The organism is Rhodococcus sp. MEB064 (assembly GCF_000834565.1).
Taxonomy (GTDB): Bacteria; Actinomycetota; Actinomycetes; order Mycobacteriales; family Mycobacteriaceae; genus Rhodococcoides.
This window is the reverse complement of sequence record NZ_JXQS01000074.1, coordinates 114,972-138,680: the sequence shown is the minus strand read 5'-3', so window position 1 is coordinate 138,680 and position 23,709 is coordinate 114,972. Positions and strand designations below refer to the sequence as shown.

The following is a 23,709-nucleotide window of genomic DNA, read 5'->3' as shown; positions in this document are numbered from 1 at the left end:
GGTTTCATAATGGCATTTCGACTTGATCTGGACGCAGGACGGTGCCAGGGCTACGCGAATTGCCTTATCGAAGCACCCCAACTGTGGGACTTCGACGAGGACACCGATCGAGCAGTACCACTCATCGACACGCCTGACGAATCGTTGCGGACAGTGGCCGAGGCGTCAGTCCGCAATTGCCCGGCTCAGGCGATCTCACTCACCGATATTGCCTCGTGAAGCGAGTCGTCATCGTGGGAGCATCGCTTGCCGCGGTCAGCGCCATCGAGGGGTTGCGTGATCGTGACTACTCCGGTGAAATCCATGTCATCGGTGCAGAGGACGAGCCTCCGTACACTCGCCCGCCGTTGTCCAAGGAGGCGATGACCGACGGCCGGTTCGCTCCGGGCGGACTTGCTCTCCGTGAACCGGAGTGGTACTCGGAGCGAGGCGTGGAGCTGCACCTGGGTCGTACCGTGACCTCCCTCGATACCGCCGGCCATGAGGTGCTCGACGACCGTGGAACATCGCACTCCTACGACGGTCTGGTCATCGCCACCGGAAGCGCAGCTCGGGAGCTACCGGCCGCGATGATCGCGCCGGAGGCGATGGGCGACGTCTTCACACTGCGCACCATCGCTGACGCCAGGCGGATCGGCGAGCGACTCGAACGGGGTCGTCGGCTGATCGTCGTGGGCGGTGGCTTCGTCGGGATGGAAGTGGCGGCGACAGCGGCAAAGCTCGGAGTGGATGTCACCGTCGTCGACGTTGCGCCGATGCCGATGAGTCGAGTCTTCGGTACGACCATCGGCAGATGGTTCAACGCGATGCACCGACGACACGGTGTGGATGTTCGGTGCTCGACCAGCGTCGACCGCATCTTCAAGTCCGGCGACGATGTGGTCGTCGTGTTGAATGGTGGTGAACGTCTCACGGCCGACACTGTTCTCGTCGGAATCGGTGGTGTTCCGGCTGTCGATTGGTTGGCCGGTTCCGGTGTCACCGTCGACAACGGCGTCGTGTGCGATCCTGATCTGCAGACCTCGGTTCCCGGCATCGTTGCAGCCGGCGACGTCGCGTCGTGGCGCAACGACACCTTCGGTGACGTCATGCGCGTCGAGCATTGGACCAATGCCGTCGAGCAGGGGCGGCATGCCGCCGGTCGACTACTCGGCGACACCGCGAATTTCACGTCGGTACCGTACTTCTGGACAGATCAATTCGAAGCGAAACTTCGATTCTGTGGCCGTGCCGACGCCGACGACGAGATTGTCATCGAGTCGCAGGACGACACATCTCTGGTCGCGCTCTTCGGGCGTGCCGGCAAACTGCGCGGCGTCGTGTGTGTCAACGCTCCACGAAAACTGGCCCACTACCGCTCTGCGATAGGAGATCCGCAATTCTGGACCGACGTCGTACGCAACGCTTGACTATTTTCGATCTCCCTTTCAGTACTCCAACCACGAACGGACCATACTCATGACCGATGTCGCCACACCGTCCGAATCCGATGCGCTCACGATCATCGAACTCTTTCCGCAGGACGAGGATTGGTCGCTGCAGACGATGCGCCTACTCGCCCAGGTCGCCGTCGGCGGTGCCGACCTGTTCGAGTGCGCCCGGACCGCTGCCCGCATCGGTAATACCACTACCGACAACGAAATCTGGCAGCGTGAGTGGAACCGGACTGCCGAGGAGACGGCAGCACTCGGCCGCGCCGCGCTCGATGCAGGGGACACCGTAACCGCACGACGTGCGCTGTTTCGGTCGTGCAGCTACTACCGCCACTCCGAGTTCTTCCTGACGTCGGACGACCCGCGCCGCGAGCAGGCGTACCGCGCCGGTACCAGTAATTTTGCGAAGGCCGCCGAACTGAGCGGCGGACTGATCGAGCGGATCAGCATCCCGTTCGAGGGAACCACCATGGACGGCTACTTCATTCGCCCCGACATGAGCGGCAAGGCGCGCGCGACGGTGCTGTTCCTCGGCGGCGCCGACTCGTGGGCCGAAGAGTTGTACTTCCTCGGCGGCACCGAGTTCCCGGCCCGGGACATGAACGTCGTCGTGATCGATACTCCCGGACGCGGCAGTTCACTGCGTTTCAAGAAGCTCTACAGTCGCCCGGACTACGAGGTTCCTGTGAGTGCGATCTTCGACGTGCTCGAGAAGCGAGACGACGTCGATAGTGACCGATTCGGTTTGGCTGGTGTGAGTTTCGGAGGGTATTACGCACCCAGGGCCGCCGCGTTCGAACCGCGGGTCAAGGCAGTTGCGGCGTGGTGCGGCACCTGGAGCATCCTCACCGACTTCTACGAGTTCTACCCGCCGTTGCAGGAGCAGCTGCAGTGGTTGTCGGGCTCGGAAGACGACGCCGAGGCTCGGGAGAAGCTGGCGAAGTTCACCCTCGACGGTATCGCCGACAAACTCAAGATCCCCGTGTACGTCATGCACGGCACAGGCGACATCATCATGGACATCAAGGGCGCCCACCGATTCGTCGAAGCTCTGACCAGCGATGACGTCACCTTCGATGTGTACGAAGCGGCGGGCTCGCTTCATTGCAGTTACGACTACCTCTCCGTCGCCGCTGCCCGATTGACGGACTGGTTCGCACACAAGCTCGACATCTAGAGGCCCGAAACTACCCGAGTGGGTGACCCGCACTGAATCCATACCGAACTACGGTGGAAGAAATCGGGCGAATCACGCACAGCCTCAGCTGTTCTCGAACCGCTCGGTGAGGAGAAGAAGAGATGTACGGCGTACACAAATTGCTCTGGGACATCCGCCGCGACGGTGCTGTCAAGACTCTCTACATCGAGGATCCGACGGCGGCGCTCGACAGGTACGGCGTCGAAGAGCCGCTGCGGACTCTGATGGCCGAGTTCGATATCAAAGGCCTCTACGAGGCCGGCGTGAATCCATATCTGTTGTACTTCTGCGCCATTCAGCTCGAAGTGAACAGAGCCGACTACTACGCCAGGATACGAGGGGAGAAGACACCATGACCAACGGCAAGATCGTCGGGGCGTTCACGGCGTCGCATTCGCCCGGCATCACCGGGTGGCCCGAGAGAGCGGACCCGAAAAAGCGCCGCGTCGTCGAAAATGGTTATGACGAGGCCAGGCGGAGAATAGCTGCATTGCGACCCGACGCAATCATTGCGGTGTCCGTCGAACATTTCACGAACTTTCATCTCGGTAACCTGCCTGCATTCGCGGTTGCTACCGGTGATTCCTATCTGGGGCCGGTCACCGCCGAAATGGCAGATTTCGTGAAAGTCGAACAGCATCAGTACCCCGGTGCCGCGGAGCTCGGCAAACACGTTTACGAGTTCGCGCTCGCGTCCGAGTTCGATCCGTCCCTGGTGGAAGGTGGACTGGCGTTCGACGAGAACTTCTGCGTTCCGCTGAAACATCTGGATCCGGACAGCCGGTATCCGCTTGTGCCGATCATCGTCAACGGCGTCAACCCGCCGTGGCCTACACCGAAGCGCTGCTACGACTTCGGCAAGATGCTGGCGCGGGCGGTAGAGGCACAGCATCAGTACGAACGAGTCGTCGTGATCGGTACCGGCGGGCTGTCCCACTGGGTCGGCCTGCCGGAGTCGGGCACTGTCAACGAGGCCTTCGATCGCGAGTTTCTGCGGCGATTGGACGACGGCGATCCCGAGCGTCTGACCGATTACACCCAGGACGACATCGATGCGGCCGGCAACGGTGCGCACGAAATTCGTACGTGGCTCGTGGCGGCGGGAGCCGTGGAGGTCGGGTTCGACATCCTCGCCTACGAACCGGTACCCGAGTGGTTGACCGGGACTGCCGTCGCGGCCGCACGAATCTAGGAATTTCCTAGTCTTTCACCCACCCAAGAGAATCATTCAGGAGTCACGAACATGAGCAAGCAGCCCAAGATCACCGGTAAGGACATGCGCGGCGTCATGGCGTATCCCCCCACCCCAGCGTTGCCGGGTGCGGAGCGTGTCGACGCCACCGACACTGTCGACCTGGTCGAGACGGAACGCATGATCCGATCGTTGATCAACGACGGCGTCGATGCTATCGCGCTCAACGGGACACTCGGCGAGATGGCCACTTTGACCATCGAAGAGTGGAAGGCGTTCGCGACATGTGCCGCCGAGACCGCACAGTCGATCAACCCTGACTTCCCCCTTTTCATCGGCGCGACGACACTTAATACGCGCGACACAGTGTCGCGTATGCGCTTCCTGGCCGACCTGGGTGTCACCGGGACCCTGCTGGGTCGTCCGATGTGGGGCGAGATGGTGGCGCCGGTCATGGATCGGTTCTACCGTGACGTCGCCACTGCCGTTCCCGAGATGGCCATTGTGGTGTACGACAACACAGCAGCGTTCCGCGGCATCATTCCTCGCAGCGTGTACAAGACTCTGATCGAATTGCCCCAGGTCGTGGCTGTGAAATACGCCGGCGGCGCATCCGTCGGCTTCCGCTACCACAACGACATGGCGCACACCAAGACCAGCTTCCCGCTGATGTCGATCGAGACCGACTGGTTCCCGGCATGGGAGATGTACGGTGAGGAACTCGTCGGAATGGCTTGGTCCTCCACGACGGCCATGGGCCCCGGGCCAGTGCTCGAACTGCGTGATGCACTGCAGCAGGGACGTTTCGACGATGCGAAGTGGCTGACCGAACGCCTCCGGTGGGCGCACGAACCGTTCCTCGTCGGCCAGGACTTCATGGAGTTCGCCAAGTACAACATCCCGCTCGAGAAGATGCGGGTCAACGATGCCGGCTACATCAACGTCGGTAAGTCTCGTCCGCCGTACACCGAGGATCTGGTACCCGAGGTGCACGCCAAGACCACGGCCGACCACGTTGCGCGGTACAAGCAGATCCGCACCGAGATCGAGGCAAGGTTCGGCGTTCGCGCATCGAAGATGGCTGACAAGGTCTAGTTCGATGACAACTGCTGAACACTCCGATCTGATGGATTGGGTGCAGCGGACCAGGCAGGGAATCGCCGAGGGGCGGTTCCCTGCCAGGGCCTTCAACGACCAATCCGTGTACGACCTCGAGCAGGAACGGTTGTTCTCCCGTGCGTGGTGTTTCCTGGCGCACGAGTCCGAGATTCCGGCTGCCGGCGATTACGTCACCCGATTCATCGGCAACAACTCCATCATCGTCGCACGCGGGGAGGATGGCAAAATTCACGCGAGCCTGAACATGTGCCGACACCGCGGCAACGTGATGTGCAAATCGGAGATGGGCAATTCCTCTCATTTCCGTTGCTCCTTTCATGGGTGGACGTACAAGAATACCGGTCAATTGATCGGAGTTCCGTACATGAAAGAGGGGTACGAAGGTCGACTCAAGCGCAAGGATTGGTCGCTTGTGTCGGTTCGCATCGACACCTACGAAGGTTTGATCTTCGGCACCTTGGACGCCGATGCGGACTCCTTGGACGACTATCTCGGCGACTTCCGCTTCTACCTGGACCTCTACCTCAAGCACGGGGAACAGGGCTGTGAAGTTCACGGACCGCCGGACCATTGGTTAGCGAATACGGATTGGAAGATCTGCGCCGAGAACTTTGCCGGCGACGGCTACCACACACCCGTCGCGCACCAGTGGGGCTTTCACCTCGGCTACTTCCCGTCTTCCGGATCGACACACAGCCAGGGGTGGGCTGCGAGTGTGCCGGGGCGCGGCCACGGAGTGGGACTGGGGCACAGCCCCAACTTTCCGCCGTTCGGTGGCTTCCCTCCCGAGTTGGCCGAGGAGATGAAGGGCGTGTTCAGCCCCGAACAAACCCAGGTGTTTTCCAAGGTGCGTACGGCCGTCGGAACGGTGTTCCCCAATCTGTCCTTCTTGATGCAACCGTTCAGTCTGGTGCCGGGCGAGCCGGGAGTGCGCTTCGTGACCATGCGCCTTTATCACCCGGTCGGGCCGGGGCGGATGGAAATGTATTCGTGGTGCTTGGTCCCGAAGGGCGCATCGCAGGAATACAAGGATGCCGCGTACCGGGCGTACACGCTGGCTTTCGGCCAAGCTGGAACGTTCGAGCAGGACGATTTCGAGAACTGGGCGAAAGTGACGCGATCAGCGGCGTCCACGATGGTCAAGGACGTCGACTTCCCGTATTCCATGGGAATGGACAGCGATCCGGATCCGGACTTCGCTGGCCCCGGTCATGTAGTGACCCCGTACGTGAATGACACGAATTTCCGGAACCTGTGGTCCCGTTGGGGCGACTACCTGGCGGAGGAGGTGTGAAGACGATGCCTGCGACGGATTCGGTATCGCGTGACGACGTATGGGACATTCAGCAGTTTCTGTACCGCGAAGCGCTGGCTCTCGACGAGCGCCGTTTTCGCGATTGGCTGGCGTACCTGACCGACGACATCCGCTACGAAGTACCGGTACGGGTGACCCGGGAAGCGCTGGCCGAGTGGGAGCTCTCGCCCACATCGCGGATTTTCGACGACACCAGAGAGACGTTGGAAGTCCGGATCCGTCGTCTCGAGACCGACTTCGCGTGGGCGGAGCAACCTCCGTCGCGAACCCGGCATTATGTGACCAACGTCCTCGTCGATCACACCGATGTCGAGGACGAGTACCTGGTGTCGTCCAATTGCTTCATCTATCGAAGTCGCGGTGACGATCCGAATCCCAGTCTTTACTCGATGTTTCGTAAGGACACTGTTCGGCGCACGGACGATGGATGGCGACTGGCCCGACGATGGGCGGCCTTCGATCAGGCCCTGATCAACGCCCACAATCTGTCGATTTTCATCTGAGAGGGAGGTCTCCCGTGAACGACGACGTAACCGAGCCGATTTTCGAAAGTCCGGAGATCGGCGATGTTTCGGAATATCCGACGGACGGTGGCAATGAAGGGCCCATCGTCATCGCGAACGAGTTCGCCGACGTCGTCGTTCGAAAGGTCGCCACGCGGAACGGTGTGCGATTGGATATCTGGTCGCCGCGGCGCGGTACCAGAGTCATGCTGGACGCTGTTGCTCTGGACTGTCTCAGTTTCCAGGAACCCAGTCTGATCTCCGAGCTGTTGTCGCGGAGACCGCAGTGACCGACCAGAGGTTGGCGGCGTCGAACATCCTCGTTCTGGGCGGTGGATCCGGAATCGGACGGGGCGCCGCTGTGGGCTATCGCCGAGCGGGTGCACACGTCACCGTGGTGGAGCGATCTGCGGACAACGCAGAGAAGCTCGCCGCGGAGACAGATGTCGAGGTCATCGTCGGTGATGCCACATCGGCGGCCGTGGTGCGCGATGCGATTCGATCCGTGGTGGACGCGCGAGGGTCTATGACGAACCTGACGTGTTGTGTCGGCGTCTTCGATCACTACGCGTCGCTTCGAACTCTGACCGACGAGGAGTTCGAACAGGCGGCAGAGGAGATGTGGCGGGTGAACGTGCTGAGTGCACTTTCGTCGGTCAAACAAGCGTGGCCGTCGCTGAACGAAGCACGTGGTTCGGTGACGCTGACATTGTCGGAGTCCGCTTTTCACCCGACTGGAGGCGGCGTGCTCTATGCCGCGTCGAAGTGGGCGCTGCGGGGAGCGGTGGCTCATCTCGCCGTCGATTTCGCCCCTCGCGTTCGAGTGAACGGCGTTGCCCCCGGCGGAACGACGGGGACGGCGTTTTCGGGCTTGCGGGCACTCCGTCAGGACCAGGTATCGGTCGATGCAGTGGACGGCCGAGACGAACGCATTGCGCGGGGAACGTTGATGGGGGTTGCGTCCACACCGGAAGACCACGCCGCGGCGTACGTCTATCTGGCCGACCCGGTCGGGGCACGTGTAGTGACCGGCACGGTCATCAACTCCGACGGAGGCCATGCGCACTGAGAATTCGTTCTCCGCGCCGAGATCGTGAATGACGCCGGCGTACCGGTCACCTCGCATTTCTTCGGGCAGTCGTCGTTCGCCACCTTTGCCACCGTTGCTGCACGCTCGGTGGTCAAGGTCCGCAAGGATGTCCCGCTCGACGTCCTGGGTCCGCTCGGATGCGGAATTCAGACTGGGGCGGGCGCTGTCCTGAACTCGCTCGACCCGCCCGCCGGTTCCACGATGGCAATCTTCGGCGCCGGAGCAGTAGGCGACGCGGCACTGCTCGCCGCCACAGCAGCCGGTTGCACCACGATCATCGCGATCGACCGCGTCCAGAGCCGGTTTGATCCGGCCCGCGACCTCGGGGCCACCCATACCGTGAACGCGTCGGAGGTCGACCCGGTCGAGGCGATCATGACGATCATCGGCGAGACGGGAATCGAGTACGCGCTCGAAACGACCGGTGTTCCCGCTGTGCCCCGGCAAGCGGTCGACTCATTGGCAATCCGCGGTGTCGCCGGTCTGTTGGGGCAAGCTACTCCCGGAGCGGAGGTAGCGTTCGAAACTGGCGCATCGCTTGCTCGAGGGTGGACTTTCGACGATGATCGTCGAAGGGGACGCGATGCCCCATGTCTTCATTCCACTCTCGATCGAGCTGTACCGTCGGGTCGTTTTCCTTTCGACAAGCTGATCAGGCGCTATCCCTTTGCCGATATCAATGGCGCTTTCGCGGACTCCGAATCACGAGCCGTCCTCAAACCCGTGGTTGTATTCGACAGTCTTGCGTGACGGACACCCGCCTGTAGTGCGCGGACGCCGATTCCGGACTGCGCTGCGACAACCGACAGCGGCAGGTGCTGATCGGGGTGTTGTTCTATCAGCTCGATCGCAGCTCGACGCTGACGAGGCAGAATCCTGTCGCGTCCGGTGACCCCGTCGTCGACCTTCGAGTGCGTCCAAGAGTCGACGACATCAACTGCGCCAGTCGTGTACTGACCGATCCCGCGGTGCCGCGACCGAGTCGCCTGGCTGCAGTGCTCTCGCGCTCGCGCGGAGAACATTGTCCCTGTGGGCGAGGAAAATTGATGAAGCTGGCCGTCTCTCACGGGGTCGGGGAGAATGTATCACGTTGAGAGACATCGGTATACGACGTCGACGAGATGCAAGATCACTGCCCGGAGGCTGAAAATAGAGTACCCAATCGTGGACTACTCGACAGTGTGCGCAAGTTCATAGAGTAGTTCTCCATCGGCCCTAGGGGCTGCACATCGAGCCGCCCTTCGGGCAGCACACTGCAGGATGGAGACCCATTCCCGTGATCACACGCATGCACCCTCAACTGGACCAATACGTGGCCACTACGGAGTTCGCCTTTCACTTGGCGGTGAGCTCGGACGGACTGTTGTACACCCAAGGGGTAGGACCGGTGTCCCAGACCTTCGAGGTCATCGGCGGCGACGACCTGGTCGCTCAGTGCGAGTTCACTCTGAAGACGCTCGATTCGATCCTGGAAGCCGGTGGCAGTTCGCGCCGGCACCTGCTCAACTGGACGATCTACCTGACCGACCCGCAGGGCACCGGCGAGATCGGCAGCAAGTATCTGAAGATTCTTCCGCAGCTGTGCGAGTTCGTCGGCTCGCACGCTCCCACGGCGACTGCGGCGGGTGTCAGTTGCCTGTTCATACCCGGTCAGCAGATCGAGATCAGCGCCATCGCGAAGGTTGCCGATTCCTGACGCCGGCGGTCAACGGACTCCGACGACTCAGCCTTTTCACCGACGCGAAAGGAACCCGGATATGGGCGTGGAGCAACTGCAACGGACTTCGGTCCGTGACGACGATGACTGTATCGACGGCTTCGTCGCCGAAGGCTACGAGGGAGTGGCAGATCTTTTCCGGGCGAACTTCTCCGTTCGCAGTGAGGTCGGGGCGGCGTTCGCGGCCGTCGTCGATGGACGGATCGTCGTCGATCTGTGGGGCGGGACCCGCGACGTCGCAACTGCCGAACCCTGGTCGAAAGACACCCTGCAGCTCGTATTTTCGGGCAGTAAAGGTCTGGTCGCCGGCGCGATGCTGGTGCTCGTGGACCGCGGGTTGGTTGCGCTCGACGAGCATGTGGCCACCTACTGGCCGGAGTTTGCTCGACATGGCAAGGGCGACATCACGATCGGCGATGTATTGAGCCACCGGGCGGGGCTGCCCATCGTCGACAGCGCTGTGAGCGTCGACGATCTTCTGGATCCGGAGGCGATGGCCGCCCGGCTTGCCGATCAGGCGCCCCGATGGCTCAGCGCCTCCAGAGCCAGCTACCACTCGCTGACGTACGGCTGGCTGTGTGGCGAGATCGTTCGCCGTGTCACCGGAGTCAGCCTCGGGCAGTTCGTGCGTACGGAGATCGCTGAGCCGCTCGGAGTGAACTTGTGGGTGGGTCTCCCGAGCGAGCACGAAACGAAAGTGTCACGGATATCTGTCAGCGAGGACTTCGGACCGGCCAAGGAGTTCGTCAGCTCGGGACCTGGAGGACCTCGGTACATGAATCCACCCCTGTTCGACGAACCCATGATCTGGAACGAGAGCCGCTTCCACCACGCCGAAATCGCAGCGATCAACGCCATCGTGGACGCCCGATCCATGGCCACTTTCTACGGTTGTCTTGCTGCCGGTGGGACCATCGGTGACGTACGCCTGGTCGGCTCCGAGACCATCGACAATTTCGTGTCCGAGCGCACGCGTACCGCCGATGCACTCAGCGGAGAACCGTTGGCTTTCGGAGCGGGTTTCATGCTGCAGAGCCACAATTCGGAGTTCGGGCCCTCGGTGGGTGGGTACGGCCACACCGGAGCCGGTGGGTCGGTTCACGGCACGTGGCCCCGCCACCGCACCGGGTTCTCCTACATCCGAAATCAGATGTGCAACGACACCGATGACGACCGCACCCGCGCAATTCTGGCAGCTTTGTACGCCGCTGTCTGTCGCGAATGACATCGCAGAGTGACCACCAGAAGGAGACGATTGCAATGACGACGCAGACGCAGCAGACCCGGTCCGCAGAGGCCATGGCCGATCTGGACCGTAAGCATGTAGTTCATCCGTGCCTCGACAGTTCCGTCACCGATCGTGTGGTGATGATGCGGGGCGAGGGGTGTCGCCTATGGGATGCGAACGGTAAGGAATACCTCGACGGATCGGGTGGCCTGTCGGTCGTCACCGTCGGCCACGGCCGGAAAGAGTTGGCAGAGGTCGCGGCGGAGCAGATGCAGGATCTCGCGTACTTCACCAGCTTCTGGCATTTCACCAACGACAAGGCAGTGCTGTTGGCCGAGCGGCTCGCCGAGCTCGCACCTGCCGGACTGTCGAAAGTGTTCTATACGAACGGTGGCTCGGAGGGTGTCGAGACCGCCATCAAGGCCGCCCGTCTGTTCCACTATCGCCGGGGCGAGCAGACCCGGAAGTGGATCCTTTCGCGGGAATTCTCCTACCACGGCGTTTCATACGGTGGGCTGACCGCTACCGGAGCGCAGTATTACCACCACCCCTCGTTCGGGAGCGGCATCTCGGACGTGCATCACCTGACTGCGCCCTACCCCTTTCACGAGGAGATGTACGACGGCCGGCAGATCACCGACTACCTCGTCGCCGAGCTCGAGGAGACAATCGAGCGGATCGGTGCCGAGAACATCGCCGCGATGATCGGCGAGTCGATCATCAGTCACAAAGCCGCGCTGGTTGCCCCCGATGACTACTGGCCACGGATGCGCGCGGTGCTGCGTCGGCACGGCATCCTGATGATCGCCGACGAGGTCGTGACCGGGTTCGGCCGAACCGGAAGTTGGTTCGCCTCGGAGACAGCGGGAATGGACCCGGACATCATCGTCACGGCCAAGGCGATCACCGGCGGTTACATGCCGTTCGGGGCCGTGATGATGCGCGAGGACATCGGAGACACCGTCGCCAGTGACGACGGCTTCGCGCACGGCTTCACCTACAACGGCCACCCGGTCGCCTGCGCGGTGGCGCTGCGGACACTGGCGATCCTCGACGAGGAGTCCTTGGTGACCGACGCGGCCCGCAAGGGAGACCTGTTGCGCGCTCAGCTGGCTCCACTTCTGGACAACCCGTTGGTCGGAGAGGTACGAGGCATCGGACTCTCCACCGGGATAGAGTTCGTGAGCGACCCGATTGCCAAGACGCCCTTCGCTTTCGAGGGTGGCAGCGGTCTGACCGACATCGTGCGCGAGGACTACGGCGTCATCGGACGTGGCCTCGGCTCGTTGTTCATCCTGACCCCTCCGCTGGTCATCAGCGACGACCAGATCAGCCGGATGGCCGACGCCGTGAAGTCCGCGGTTGCACGGGTCCGACCGGACGGAACCTTCCGTGGCTGACAACAATCATGCTCATGCGCACGAGGTGTCGCTAGCTCTCGACCGATACTCCCGGTCGCAGGCCTACTTCGACGGCCTCGTGACGACGCCTGCGTGGTTGGCGCTGAAGCCCCTCCAGGTCGGCATGCTGACCATGCTCCGCGACGGCGCCGACCGCCACGGGCGGATGCTTCGAGACCGTGAGTTCGACGTCGCGGAAACGTCGCTGTCGTCCTACGTCATCAGCCGGTCGCAGGGTCTCCCATTCATTGCGACGCCCGTTTTCCCCCGACGGTTGTTTCTCCAGACGCAATTGTTCGTGGCCAAGGACAGCCCGGTACGCAGTGCCGGGGACCTGGCCGGTCGACGGGTCGTTTTGCTGACGTTCCAGGCCACCATGTCGGTCGTCGCTCGCGGAGATCTCCAGCGCGAGTACGGCGTGCCGTGGCGCTCGGTGCAGTGGATGTCGCTCGGCCCCGAGGAACTCGAGGTCGGTGACTTACCGGTCACCCGGCTCGCTGCCGGCACCGACCCGTTCCAGATGCTGCGCGACGGCGATGCCGATGCCGTGGTGCTCCCCGGGTTCCCGGAGTCCGTGATGGATTCTACGGGCGAATTTCGCCGTCTGTTCCCCGACGCGGGCGCCGAGGTGCGGGCCCAGTTCGCACGGAACGGTTATATGCCGATCATGCACGTGCTCACGATGCAGTCCCATGTCGTCGAACGAATGCCCGAGTTGCCCTCTGTACTACTCGATCTCGATCGGCAAGCCTTCGATCACGCTCTGGCTCTGCACAACGACTCGAACTACGGCATCGCAGCGCTCGGTCGGCTGGAATTGGAGCGTGAACGCGTCGAGATCGGCGCCGACGTATGGCCGCGCGGACTCGCTGCCAATCGTGTCAACCTCGAGCGCTTTGTCGACGACATGGTCGAGCAGGGCCTCATCCCCGAGCCGCTGGCCGTCGAGGACCTGTTCCACCACTCCACTCACGACTCCTGACACTGGCCCAAGGAAGGACCACACATGTCTGACACGAAAGCGACGAACCCTGTCGACCACTACGTGACCGATCGCGACTTCACGATGCTCATCGACGGAAAGTTCGTGCACGGCGGTGCAGGGGAGACCTCTACGGTCGTCGACCCTTCCACCGGCTCCGACATCACCGAGGTTCCTGTCGCCACGGCCGATGATGTCCGCAGCGCCGTCGCCGCAGCGGCGCGGGCGCAGCCTGCGTGGGAGGCGCTGGGCGTCGGTGGCCGCAGTGCGTGCTTCGCGCAGTTCCGCGCTCTGGTGCGGGACAATCGTGAGCGGCTCGCCATGTTGGACTCGATCGACTGCGGTAACCCGGTCTCCGGGATGCGCCGCGACATCGACAATTGCGACGATTCCATCGATGGGTATCCCGCGATGGCAAAGTCGTTGACGGGCGAGGTGTATCCCGGTGACGGCGACAGGTTGCACTACTCCGCGCATCGGGCGTACGGCGTGGTCGGCCGCATCAACGCCTTCAATCACCCCGCGCTGTTCGCTCTCACCCGGTCGCTGCCGGCGTTGATCACCGGCAACACTGTGGTGATGAAGCCGTCCGAGGAGACCTCGCTCTCGACGCTTGCTGCCGGGGAGTTGTTCGCGGAGGCGTTTCCGCCCGGCGTGGTCAACATCGTGACCGGCGGCGCCGAAGTCGGAGACGGCATTGTCACGCACCCCTCGATCAAGCGCCTGGGATTCGTCGGATCGGTGCCCACCGGCCTGCTCATTCAGAAGCGGGGAGCCGAGTCGGGCCATGTCAAGCAGTTCTCCCTCGAACTGGGCGGGAAGAACGCGATGGTGGTGTTCCCCGACGTCGACCTCGATGAGGTGGTTCAGGGCGCGATCAGCGGCATGAACATGACTACCAATGCCGGTCAGGCCTGCGGATCCAATTCTCGCGTGGTAGTCCACGCGCGGATCTACGACGAGTTCGTGACCAAGCTCGCGGCTGCGCTCGGGGAGTACCGGATGGGTGTCGCCTACAGCGACGACACCGACATCGGGCCCCTCGTCAGCCGCAAGCAGTGGTCCCGTGTGACCGGCTACGTGCAAGCCGGAGTCGAGGACGGGGCAACGCTGGTACGCGGCGGCGGCAGGCCCGATGGTCTACCGGAGGGTGGAAACTACCTTGAGCCGACGCTGTTCGCCGATGTGACCCCGAACATGCGCATAGCGCGAGAGGAGATATTCGGTCCCGTCATATCGGTGTTCCGCTGGGACGACTACGACGAGATGCTCACCCTCGTCAACGGCGTCGATTTCGGCCTGACCTCGAGCGTGTGGACCAACGATCTCGCCGTCGCGCATCGCACCGCCGATGCCATCCAGGCCGGGTATGTGTGGATCAACGACTCCACTCAGCACTTCTTCGGTACGCCGTTCGGCGGATGGAAGAACAGCGGCATCGGACGTGAGGATTCCAAGGACGAGGTCATGTCGTACCTGGAACAGAAAGTGGTGCATGCCCGGTTCGGTGACGCCCGGTCCGCGCTGCGGAAGATGATGGGATGACTACCCGCGACGAGAGGCGGGGCCGCGCCCACCACGACGATGACTATTACGACCTCGGTGACCACGGTCGGCCGGCATCGACGACGTCAGCGGCCGCGCAGCTGTGGTTCGACCGTGGTCTGGTGTGGGCGTATTCCTTCAATTTCGAGGAAGCCGAGCGGTGTTTCGTGCGCTGCGCAGAGGCCGATCCATCACTCGCGATCGCACACTGGGGAGTGGCATATTCGATCGGCCCCGATTACAACAAATCCTGGGAGCTGTTCGACGACGAGGACGTGGAGTCGACATGTCGACGGGCGCGGGAGGAACTTGCCTGCGCGCGGGAATTGTCGGCTACGGCAACTCCCGCCGAGCAGGCGCTGATCGCGGCCCTCGAGGCTCGTTACCCGAACAATTCCGTCTCGGCGACGTCACTACTCGGGGAGGGCTCGCGCGATTTCGCTGCGTTGAATCTGGCGTATGCAGAAAAGATGCGGGATGTCCGTGCAGCGTTCCCGGACGATCTGGATGTCGCGACGCTGACGGCAGAAGCATTGCTCTGTGTGAGCCCGTATGAATTGTGGCATCCCACGACTGGCGCGCCCGACGGCTACGCATCGCTCGAGGTGCAACGCATCCTCGAGGACGCGATGGTCGACGACGCGGGTCGGCAGCATCCGGGCGTGAACCATCTTTATCTACACCTGATGGAGATGTCGTTCTTCCCCGAGAAGGCGCTGAACGCCGGCGATCGCCTCCGTAGGTTGGTTCCGGACTCCGGTCACATGCTGCATATGGCGTCACACATCGACATCGCGTGCGGAGATTACCGCCGCGGTGTCGAGACCAACACCGACGCCACTCGGGCCGACGATATGTTCTTCGGCCGGGAGAAGAACGTGAAGTTCTATCACATGTACCGTGCCCACAACCTTTACGTAAAAGTCTTCGGCGCGATGTTGATGGGGCGCTCCCGTGAGGCAGAGTCCGCCGCCCGCCGTCTGATCGACATTCTGACGGTGGACGTTCTGTCGATTCCGAGTCCGCCGATGGCGGACTGGACCGAAAGTCATGTCTCCGCATTGCCGCACGTTTTGGTGCGCTTCGGCCGATGGGAGGAGATCATCGCACTCGAGCTGCCCGAGGATCGGGACTTGTTCTGCGTGACGACGGCGATGATCCTGTACGCCAAGGGTGTCGCTTACGCGGCCCTGAGTCGGATCGACGAGGCGGAGGAGGCGCGCACCGCGTTCCGTGCGGCTGCGGCGCGGGTACCCGAGACCCGACTCGCACTCCCCAACCGGGAGGTCGATGTCCTGCGGGTGGCCACGGCGATGTTGGACGGCGAACTCGAGTATCGCAAGGGCAACGTCGAGGAAGCGTTCGCGCATCTCCGCACGGCCATCGCGCGCGAGGACGACCTGTTGTATTCCGAGCCGCGCTCGTGGCTGCAACCGGTGCGACACGCATACGGGGCTCTGCTGCTCGACCAGGGGCGGGTGGCCGAAGCCGAGGCCGTTTACCGGGCTGACCTTGGCCTGGACGGAACACTTCCGCGGACGCGAGTGCATCCCAGCAATGTGTGGAGCCTGCATGGACTGCACGAGTGCCTCACGAGGCTCGGCCGACGTGACGAGGCGGACATGGTGGCTTTGCAGCGCGACATCGCTGTCGCAGCTGCGGACGTCCCCATCGTCTCCTCGTGCTTCTGCAGGCTGTCGGACCCGAGCGCAGAGACCTCCAGCGGACAGCATGCGCGGCCAGGTCCCCGCACCGAAGAGGACTCGACTGCTGGAATAAGCGAAAGCTGCTGCGCGACAGACTGAGCAGACAACGAACCGGCGTATCTCACGGCCGTACTGCGCCCGATCCGTGCAAGCCCTCTGCAGCGACCCGCATCGACAGGATCAGGAATTGTCGGCATGAGCATAACGTCGAACGGCGACCTTCACGTGCGTCGCGCAGCCGCGGCACTGGCAGTTATCTCGGCTGGACTGCACGTGTCGGTTCTCGGGGGGCACGCGGCGTCCTCGGTGCCGATCACCGTGGTGACGGTGTCGATGATCGTCGGATGCGTGTATTGCGCCCGCCACTTGTGGGTGGGCGGTGCTGTTCATGATTGGGGCCTGGTGGCGATCATGAATACCGGGATGATCGCGATGCACCTCATCGTGACGGGCCCGAGATCCGGGGGCGAGGGACACGGACACGGACGGGCGCAGGTCGCATCATCAGCTCCCAGTACGGAGTCCATGGACTCGTTCATGGTCGCCGCGCTCGCGTGTACCGCACTCGAGGTGGTGCTGGCGACGTCGGTACTCTTCTACGTCACCCGATCGCGCGATCCATCGTCCTAGGCCGAGGACATATCCCAGCTGCTATCCACTGGACCGGCGGATCATGTGGATGAGTTCTCCCGCAGGACCGTCGAGTTGGCGCGGTCCGCGCCACACTGCGCGTAGGACTCTCTTCAGCTCGAGGCCGTCCACGTCGACCACCACGAGCTCTCCGTTTTCGACCTGCTCCGCGACCGCGAGGGTGCTCATCACCGCGGGTCCTACTCCTGCCAACACGCTGGTCCTGATTGCGGCGGCGCTGCCGAGCTCGAGAAGGGGTGCGGTTCGGTCATGGCTCTCGAGCGCAAGATCGAGCGTGGTGCGTGTGCCCGATCCCGGTTCCCGAACCAGGAGTCGAGTTTCTGCGAGTTCTGCTACGGATATTGCCTTCCGCCGAGCCCATGAATGGGTGGGGTGAACAACGACGACCAAGCGATCCCGCGCCACCGTAAGGCGATTGAACTTGCTGGGAACCGTTGGTGATTCGACGAACCCGATGTCGCACTCGCCGTTGTCGACCCGCTCGAAGACATGAGTCGAATTGTGCACCTGGAGATGAATCGTCACATCGCGATGCGACTGGCGAAAGTGTCCGAGCCATCCGGGCATCAGATGTTCCGCGACCGTCATGCTCGCCGCCACAGTCAACTCCGCGGCGCGCTCGGCTCGCAGTCCCTCGGCCATGTCGAGCATCCGTCGAGCATCGACGAGTGCCTGGCGCGCCCAGTGTGCGATGACGGTCCCGGGAGCTGTCAGAACGGATCCCGTCGGACTGCGTTGCAACAACTCCAAGCCGAGTTGCCGCTCGAGCTTTTTGATCGACCGTGTCGCGTTGGGTTGTGCCATCCCGACAAGTCTCGCTGCCGCACTGAGGCTTCCGAGGTCGTCGATGCCGGTCAGAAGTTCGAGAACGGCGAGATCGGGCCATCGGGTAGGCATGTCGTTCAAGATATGTCACTCGGACATGGCAATGCGTGCCATACGCAGTTCCTGTCGAAATGACGTGTGACGAAGTAACACTGTGCAGCGCCGTCCTGCCCAGACGCCGAGGCGTCTGGGCAGGAAGAGGTCCAACTCTGCCGAGATGGTCGGGTCTGGATGCGCCCGAGACGGTAGGTGAGGAGAGCAGTGCCAGATGTTGAGGTCTGTGAGCCATTGTTGGACGGTGCGTGGGGTGATGCCGAGGAGGTGTTGTGCGGATCGGTTTTCGGTGATGACTTCGTGGGGGAGTGTGTGTCGGTGGTGGTAGGAGTCGATGACGGGGCCGGCTGCTCCGGCGCCGAAGAGTGGGGTGATGAGGTCGCCGTGGTGGTCGGGGGTGATGGCGTGGAAGGTGACGGGTCGGTTGAGGTAGGCGGCGAATCCGTCGGCGATGTCGGTGCCGAGGAGTCCGGGGGGGCGCCGACGGAGACGATTCCGGTGACGGTGTGGTCGGTGAGGAGGCGGACGGCGACGTCGGCGATGTCGAGGTGTGAGCTCCAGGAGATGGCGTAGTCGTCGCGGATGGGGTACATGAGGTTTCCGTCGTCGCGGACGGGTCCGAGGGAGATGGGGAGGAGGAAGTTTTCGAGGAAGACGCGGGGTTCGATGATGGCGTGGGAGATTCCGCTGTCGGCGAGTTCGCGGGCGAGGATGTCGGGTGCTGATGTCGGGGGTGTGGTGGTGGTGTCGATGGTGTGTCCGCTGGTGGAGAAGACGATGCGGGTCGGTTGTGCGCGGCGGGCGGCTTCGGCGATGGCGTGGGCGGTGGCTATCTGGACGTCGAGGGGGCCGATGGGGATGTGGACGAAGATGCCGTCGTCGCCGGTGTAGGCGTCGACGAGGGTGTCGATGGAGGTGTAGTCGACGGCCACTGCGGGGCCGTTGACGGTGGAGGGGTTGCGGACGGCGGCGGTGGCGGGGTGGCCGGCGGCGGTGAGGGCGGCGAGGACGGGGGAGCCTTGGGCTCCGGTGGCGCCTGCACGATGTAGGTCGTGGCTCTATTAGTGCATGTGGTGCAGTGGTTACATCAAGTGCACTGGCTGTGTCGTGCACGTTTACTGGGCCGGTGAGATGCAGGGTGGGCCGCATCGGTTCACCCATTCGCCCGCTCGGGCCGCCTTCGACTGCGAAGATGCCGCTTCGACGTGTCTTTCGTCATTATCGAAATAGTACTAATCCGGGTGACATGGCGTCTCTCCCGACCTCGAGTAATGTTCGGAAATGGACATTGTCAACCAGTTGCGCGGACCACCCGCTCGGTAACGCACTTCGCATCGACAAAATAGCGCGACTCGGCCCGGCTTTCATTGCTGACGATATGCGCGATCTCAACTGAAGGCAGGACGAGCTCGATGAGGCCGAACGCCACCGATATCTCTGATGAAACGATCAGGTCACGAGTCGGTCTGAGCCCCGCGGCAGCGTTGACCCTCATTGCCGCCAGCACGTTCCTGTCGATGAGTGTGTGGTTCTCGGCGTCGTTCGTCCTTCCACAGCTGACCAGCGAATGGCATCTGAGCACCACCGGTGCGTCGTTACTCACCATTGCCGTGCAGGCCGGTTTCGTGATCGGGGCACTCACGTCTGCAGCCACCGGACTCTCCGATGCGGTTCCGGCCAAGTACTTGATCGCGATCGGGGCCGTCGGCGCGGCCGCCTCCAACGTGGCGTTGTTGGGGGTCGACAGCGCGGCCGGCGCTTTTCCGTTGAGGTTGTCGACCGGAGTGTTCCTGGCATGTGTCTACCCGCCTGCGCTGAAGGAAATCTCCACGTGGTTCCGCCGGGGACGGGGAAAGGCGCTGGGAATCATGATCGGTGCGCTCACGCTGGGATCGGCGCTTCCGCACCTGGTCAACTCTGTCGGGGATCTCGCCTGGCAGACCGTGATCATCACGACGAGTGTCATGACCATGGTGGGAGCGTTCATCATCCTGCTTGTGCGATCGTCAGGCCCCTACCCATTCCCTCGTCGACAGTTCGATGCTGCCGGAGCGATCCGCTCGCTGAAAAATCGGGATGTCGTTCTGGCGAACATCGGCTACATGGGACACATGTGGGAGCTCTACGCGATGTGGGCCTTCATCGGAACGTTCCTGGCCACGGCGACCTCGCTGTCGACCCGGCCCGACGCGGACTCGGTCGCCTCGGCGTGGGCTTTCGTCTGCATCGGAGCCGGCGCCCTGGGTTGCTTGGCCGGTGGGGTGCTCAGCGACCGATTCGGTCGCGCGCAATCGGCTCTACTGTGTCTGGTGTGTTCCGGTGTCGCAGCAGTGGCAGTCGGACTTTCCGGTGCGCTGCCACTTCCTGCAGTCCTCGGACTCTGCGCATTCTGGGGCTTCTGGGTGATCGCCGACTCGGCCCAGTTCTCCGCGCTGGTGACCGAGCGTGCCGATCCGGTATATGTGGGCGGCGCGGTGTCCGTACAACTCGCCCTCGGCTACTTCACCACGACGGTCACATTATGGACTGTTCCGATAGTGGTTCGACACATTTCGTGGTCAGCGGCCCTGCTCGTTCTCGCCCTCGGCCCACTGCTGGGATCGGCCGCGATGATGGCATTGATTCGCCGGGACCGGGGACGAGTGCGCGCGCACATGGTCGACGGGCATTCCAGAATTACCTGAATGAGAGTGAATCCACGCCTCGTCGAGCCTGAGGCGATGTCCCGACATGCCGTATCGAGACCCGCTTATCGTGGTGATCTCGGCGCGTTCATGGCGACAATCATTCCGGGGGTCTGCGCGCCACCGCTGTCACCGATCGGGCGAGTGCGTCGGCGAGGTCGGTGTCACTCATCGTGCGGGCGGAGAACTGGTGGTCGTCGAACAGCGCCTGTGACGAGGCCAGTGCGAAGAGGATTCGCCATGTGGCCTCTGCGTCCGTTTCGCAGGCCGCGAAGCGGTTCATCAGCCAACCGGTCACCGTATGTGCGAGTTCGTGGTTGGTGCGGACCACTCGTGCGGTGAACAGTTCCGCATCGACCACGTAGCGTGCCTCGACAAGGAAGGCGCGCATTGCGCCCCGGTGTTCGGTGAACACATCGAGCGCGGCGGCAGCGAGAAGTCGGACCGCTCGATCGTCATCGGGTTCTCGCTCCGCGGTGGCGAATGCTGCAGCGGTGGCGAGTTCGACGCTGGTCAGCACCTGGTCCTGCGCAGCCAGCAGCAACCCGACGCGACCGCCGAAACGGTGGTACAACGCGCCGTTGGACGTGCTGGACCGTTCGGTCACCGCGGATATCGTCACGGCCCGGAGGCCTCCGGCCTGTGCCAATTCGATAGCGGCCGCCACCATGCGTTCAGCGGAACTTTCGCTGCGGGACTGCACGGGAGTGCGCACACCATCCACTGTATCGGCCGCTCGCCGCGGCGAGGAGTGCACGAATCCGATGTGCAACGTCAGCGCCGTGCCTATGCACTACCGAACTCGATAGTGTGCCCACGATCGGTCGGGCGTCGCGCGTCCTTGTCGACGTGAAACTAGAGTGCATACTCTAGTATGTGGGACATGAAAATCACGGTGGGTGGTCGGACATTCGGTGGCGTTCCTCGGGATCATTGGGGGAGCGTCAACGCTGCGTTGAACCCGGACGTCGATTTCATCGAGATATACCGGAACCTCGCCGTGCACGAGTTTCCCTGGGACGTCACCCAGTCGTTGTCGTTCGCGTTGTTCCGAACGTTCGCGGTGCCGGGAATCGGAGGGTTGCTCGACGACACTGGCGAGTTCACCGGGGCAACGCAGAAGCGCTACGACGACACCGTGTTGCTGCTGGAGGTCCCGTTTCTGCGCGGGTTCGACGACGAGCAGGGCCGAGCCGCCCTTCGGCGAATCAATCAGATGCACCGCAGCTACCGCATTCCCAACCATGAGATGCTGTATGTGCTGGCCACCTTTGTCGTGGTTCCGCATCGTTGGATCGCCTCGTGGGGCAAACGCCCGCTGACCGAATCCGAGACGCGCGCATCGGTGCAGTACTTCCGCGCGGTGGGCCGACACCTGGGTATCGCTGACATGCCGAACTCGTTCGAGGGCTTCGGGCAGCTGATGGACGAGTACGAAGCCGAACATTTCGCCTTCCACCCCGGCGGCCGGCGGGTGGCGGACGCCACCTTGGCGTTCATCGCGTCCTTTACCCCGGCCATCCCTCCCCGCATGGTCGCGTACGTCAGCCGCTGCCTCATGGATTTCCCGTTGCGAGACGCGCTGGGCTACACCCACCCACCCCGATGGTCGCAGCGGATAGTGCGGGCCGCGATGTGTGCACGGGGTTCGGTGGTGGGACTGTTCCCCGCACGCATCACCCCACTGCGCAACGCAGACTCGAGGCGATTGCGCTCATACGCCGACGGCGTCGATGTCACGCAGCTCGGTACCTTCCCGACGGGTTGTCCGGTTCCTCGGCCTGCCCCACGTGTCAGTGAGGCCGGCCGAGGTTGATTGCGCTCACGCAGCCGGTAGTGGCTGTAGCGACCGCGGCAGTATCGATATAGCGGTGTCTCAGCGTTGTTCGACCGTAGTGCACGGTCATGTCCAATCCGCTTCGCAACGCCACCACTCACAGCACATCGGCTCTTCCGGGATGGAGTGCAGGTGAGGGCGCAGCAGCAGATTTTTTTCGGATAGTAAGAGGCCATCATTCCCGGAAACGTGCCGGAGAATTCAGCGCGCCAGAGCTCAGGAACTGATCCATCAGGATCTCGTACGGAGCGGGGTCGATCTCAGCGGCCGCGAGCCATGTGTCCGAGTAGTACTTGTCGAGATATCTATCTCCGTCATCGCATAACAATGCTACGACGCTGCCACTCTCGCCCGCCGCGACCATCTCCGATACGAGGTGGAACGCCGCCCATAGGCCGGTGCCCGTCGAGGCGCCCGCGCGTCGGCCGGTGGTCGAGGCCAGGTAGCGGATCGAAGCTATGGCCGCCGCGTCGGGCACCGCTATCATGCGGTCGACAACCGTTCCGACGAAGCTGGGTTCCATCCGCTGGCGCCCGATGCCCTCGATGCGCGAAGCGACGGGTGTGCGTTTTTGTGGATCGTGGTCGCGCCAACCGGGCATGAATGCCGAATTCTCGGGATCCGCAACGCACAGTCCTGTCATCCGCCCGCTGTAGCGAAGGTAGCGTCCGAAGGTGGCCGACGTGCCGCCAGTACCGGCCGTCGTGACGATCCAGGCAGGTTCGGGGTGAGGTTCGTCCTCCAGTTGCGAGAAGAGAGACTCGGCGATGTTGTTGTTGCCGCGCCAGTCTGTCGCCCGCTCCGCATACGTGAACTGATCCATGTAGTGTCCACCAGCCTCGGCAGCCAGCTGAGCTGCGACCTCGTAGACCTGTGAGGCGTCGTCAACGAAATGGCAAGTGCCTCCGTTGAGTTCGATCAGATGAATCTTGTTCGGACTGGTCCCGGCGGCCATCACGGCGACAAACGGGACGCCGATGAGGCGGGCGAAATATGCCTCGGAGACAGCGGTCGACCCACTCGACGCCTCGACAACCGGGCACCCGGGCCGTAACCAACCGTTGCAGAGGGCGTAAAGGAACAGCGACCGGGCCAAGCGATGTTTCAAGGAACCCGTCGGATGGGTCGACTCGTCTTTCAAGTACAGGTGTACACCCCACTCGCTCGGCAGTTGCAGAGACATGATGTGAGTGTCGGAAGTCCTGCGACTCTCGGCGGAAATCCTGCGAA

At 62.8% G+C, this 23,709-nt stretch carries 24 protein-coding genes and 1 pseudogene; 20 read left to right on the top strand and 5 right to left on the bottom strand.

Annotation, left to right across the window (positions count from 1 at the left end):
* The first annotated feature begins 9 nt into the window (after nt 1-9).
* The 18 genes from RU01_RS23565 to RU01_RS21635 all read left to right on the top strand — a co-directional run bounded on the left by RU01_RS23565 (nt 10) and on the right by RU01_RS21635 (nt 17,058).
* Nucleotides 10-219, top strand: a complete 210-nt coding sequence (locus RU01_RS23565) for a ferredoxin (protein WP_082043315.1) — start codon at nt 10-12, stop codon at nt 217-219.
* Nucleotides 216-1,409 (top strand): NAD(P)/FAD-dependent oxidoreductase, encoded by a 1,194-nt coding sequence (locus RU01_RS21715; protein WP_042576640.1) that lies wholly within the window; start codon nt 216-218, stop codon nt 1,407-1,409. Before RU01_RS23565 ends, RU01_RS21715 begins: the two co-directional genes overlap by 4 nt.
* 49 nt (nt 1,410-1,458) lie before the next feature.
* Complete coding sequence (locus RU01_RS21710; RefSeq protein WP_052493422.1) at nt 1,459-2,610, top strand: alpha/beta hydrolase family protein; 1,152 nt, start codon at nt 1,459-1,461, stop codon at nt 2,608-2,610.
* Between the two features lie 122 nt (nt 2,611-2,732).
* Nucleotides 2,733-2,987 (top strand): hypothetical protein, encoded by a 255-nt coding sequence (locus tag RU01_RS21705; RefSeq protein WP_042576639.1) that lies wholly within the window; start codon nt 2,733-2,735, stop codon nt 2,985-2,987.
* Entirely contained in the window at nt 2,984-3,823 is an 840-nt protein-coding gene (locus RU01_RS21700; RefSeq protein WP_082043313.1) for a hypothetical protein, read from the top strand. Before RU01_RS21705 ends, RU01_RS21700 begins: the two co-directional genes overlap by 4 nt.
* A 51-nt stretch (nt 3,824-3,874) precedes the next feature.
* Nucleotides 3,875-4,918: a dihydrodipicolinate synthase family protein gene (locus RU01_RS21695; protein WP_042576638.1), complete on the top strand. Its 1,044-nt coding sequence runs from the start codon at nt 3,875-3,877 to the stop codon at nt 4,916-4,918.
* A 4-nt stretch (nt 4,919-4,922) separates the two neighbouring features.
* Complete coding sequence (locus RU01_RS21690) at nt 4,923-6,236, top strand: aromatic ring-hydroxylating dioxygenase subunit alpha (RefSeq protein ID WP_052493420.1); 1,314 nt, start codon at nt 4,923-4,925, stop codon at nt 6,234-6,236.
* A gap of 5 nt (nt 6,237-6,241) precedes the next feature.
* Nucleotides 6,242-6,760 (top strand): aromatic-ring-hydroxylating dioxygenase subunit beta, encoded by a 519-nt coding sequence (locus RU01_RS21685; RefSeq protein ID WP_042576702.1) that lies wholly within the window; start codon nt 6,242-6,244, stop codon nt 6,758-6,760.
* A 14-nt stretch (nt 6,761-6,774) separates the two neighbouring features.
* Nucleotides 6,775-7,050 (top strand): hypothetical protein, encoded by a 276-nt coding sequence (locus RU01_RS21680; protein ID WP_231568807.1) that lies wholly within the window; start codon nt 6,775-6,777, stop codon nt 7,048-7,050.
* On the top strand, nt 7,047-7,829 hold the full coding sequence (locus RU01_RS21675; RefSeq protein WP_052493418.1) for an SDR family NAD(P)-dependent oxidoreductase: 783 nt from the start codon (nt 7,047-7,049) through the stop codon (nt 7,827-7,829). Before RU01_RS21680 ends, RU01_RS21675 begins: the two co-directional genes overlap by 4 nt.
* Before the next feature lie 24 nt (nt 7,830-7,853).
* Nucleotides 7,854-8,600, top strand: coding sequence for a zinc-binding dehydrogenase (locus RU01_RS21670; protein ID WP_052493417.1), 747 nt, complete (start codon nt 7,854-7,856; stop codon nt 8,598-8,600).
* Nucleotides 8,601-9,138: 538 nt separating this feature from the next.
* On the top strand, nt 9,139-9,546 hold the full coding sequence (locus tag RU01_RS21665; RefSeq protein ID WP_269430172.1) for a RidA family protein: 408 nt from the start codon (nt 9,139-9,141) through the stop codon (nt 9,544-9,546).
* Between the two features lie 145 nt (nt 9,547-9,691).
* Complete coding sequence (locus tag RU01_RS21660; protein WP_197074855.1) at nt 9,692-10,792, top strand: serine hydrolase domain-containing protein; 1,101 nt, start codon at nt 9,692-9,694, stop codon at nt 10,790-10,792.
* Nucleotides 10,793-10,827: 35 nt separating this feature from the next.
* Nucleotides 10,828-12,195: an aminotransferase family protein gene (locus tag RU01_RS21655; RefSeq protein WP_042576636.1), complete on the top strand. Its 1,368-nt coding sequence runs from the start codon at nt 10,828-10,830 to the stop codon at nt 12,193-12,195.
* Entirely contained in the window at nt 12,188-13,177 is a 990-nt protein-coding gene (locus RU01_RS22320) for a hypothetical protein (RefSeq protein ID WP_052493415.1), read from the top strand. Before RU01_RS21655 ends, RU01_RS22320 begins: the two co-directional genes overlap by 8 nt.
* A gap of 24 nt (nt 13,178-13,201) precedes the next feature.
* A complete protein-coding gene (locus tag RU01_RS21645; protein ID WP_042576635.1) occupies nt 13,202-14,722 on the top strand; it encodes an aldehyde dehydrogenase family protein in 1,521 nt (506 codons plus the stop codon).
* Nucleotides 14,719-16,527 carry a hypothetical protein gene (locus RU01_RS21640; RefSeq protein WP_042576634.1) on the top strand — a complete coding sequence of 603 codons (1,809 nt, stop codon included), beginning with the start codon at nt 14,719-14,721 and terminating at the stop codon, nt 16,525-16,527. The genes RU01_RS21645 and RU01_RS21640 overlap by 4 nt, the downstream gene beginning before the upstream one ends.
* Nucleotides 16,528-16,623: 96 nt before the next feature.
* Nucleotides 16,624-17,058, top strand: a complete 435-nt coding sequence (locus RU01_RS21635; RefSeq protein WP_042576633.1) for a hypothetical protein — start codon at nt 16,624-16,626, stop codon at nt 17,056-17,058.
* A gap of 21 nt (nt 17,059-17,079) precedes the next feature.
* Here the strand turns inward: RU01_RS21635 and RU01_RS21630 are convergent, their stop codons facing one another.
* The 3 genes and pseudogenes from RU01_RS21630 to RU01_RS23275 all read right to left on the bottom strand — a co-directional run bounded on the left by RU01_RS21630 (nt 17,080) and on the right by RU01_RS23275 (nt 19,453).
* On the bottom strand, nt 17,080-17,976 hold the full coding sequence (locus RU01_RS21630) for a LysR family transcriptional regulator (RefSeq protein WP_042576632.1): 897 nt from the start codon (nt 17,974-17,976) through the stop codon (nt 17,080-17,082).
* A 5-nt stretch (nt 17,977-17,981) separates the two neighbouring features.
* A pseudogene (locus tag RU01_RS23560) lies at nt 17,982-18,935 on the bottom strand (hypothetical protein); the annotation flags it as partial.
* Between the two features lie 314 nt (nt 18,936-19,249).
* On the bottom strand, nt 19,250-19,453 hold the full coding sequence (locus RU01_RS23275) for a hypothetical protein (protein ID WP_197074865.1): 204 nt from the start codon (nt 19,451-19,453) through the stop codon (nt 19,250-19,252).
* On the opposite strand from RU01_RS23275, the gene RU01_RS21615 reads away from it, so the two are divergent.
* Complete coding sequence (locus tag RU01_RS21615; RefSeq protein WP_042576629.1) at nt 19,371-20,642, top strand: MFS transporter; 1,272 nt, start codon at nt 19,371-19,373, stop codon at nt 20,640-20,642. The genes RU01_RS23275 and RU01_RS21615 overlap by 83 nt on opposite strands.
* A 100-nt stretch (nt 20,643-20,742) precedes the next feature.
* On the opposite strand, the gene RU01_RS21610 is transcribed toward RU01_RS21615, so the two are convergent.
* Nucleotides 20,743-21,357, bottom strand: a complete 615-nt coding sequence (locus RU01_RS21610) for a TetR/AcrR family transcriptional regulator (protein ID WP_042576628.1) — start codon at nt 21,355-21,357, stop codon at nt 20,743-20,745.
* A gap of 168 nt (nt 21,358-21,525) precedes the next feature.
* Between RU01_RS21610 and RU01_RS21605 the strand changes: the two genes are divergently transcribed.
* Entirely contained in the window at nt 21,526-22,458 is a 933-nt protein-coding gene (locus RU01_RS21605) for an oxygenase MpaB family protein (protein ID WP_082043330.1), read from the top strand.
* Nucleotides 22,459-22,654: 196 nt separating this feature from the next.
* Here RU01_RS21605 and RU01_RS21600 read toward each other — a convergent pair whose 3' ends face one another.
* Nucleotides 22,655-23,662 (bottom strand): PLP-dependent cysteine synthase family protein, encoded by a 1,008-nt coding sequence (locus tag RU01_RS21600; RefSeq protein ID WP_231568804.1) that lies wholly within the window; start codon nt 23,660-23,662, stop codon nt 22,655-22,657.
* Nucleotides 23,663-23,709 lie beyond the last annotated feature (47 nt).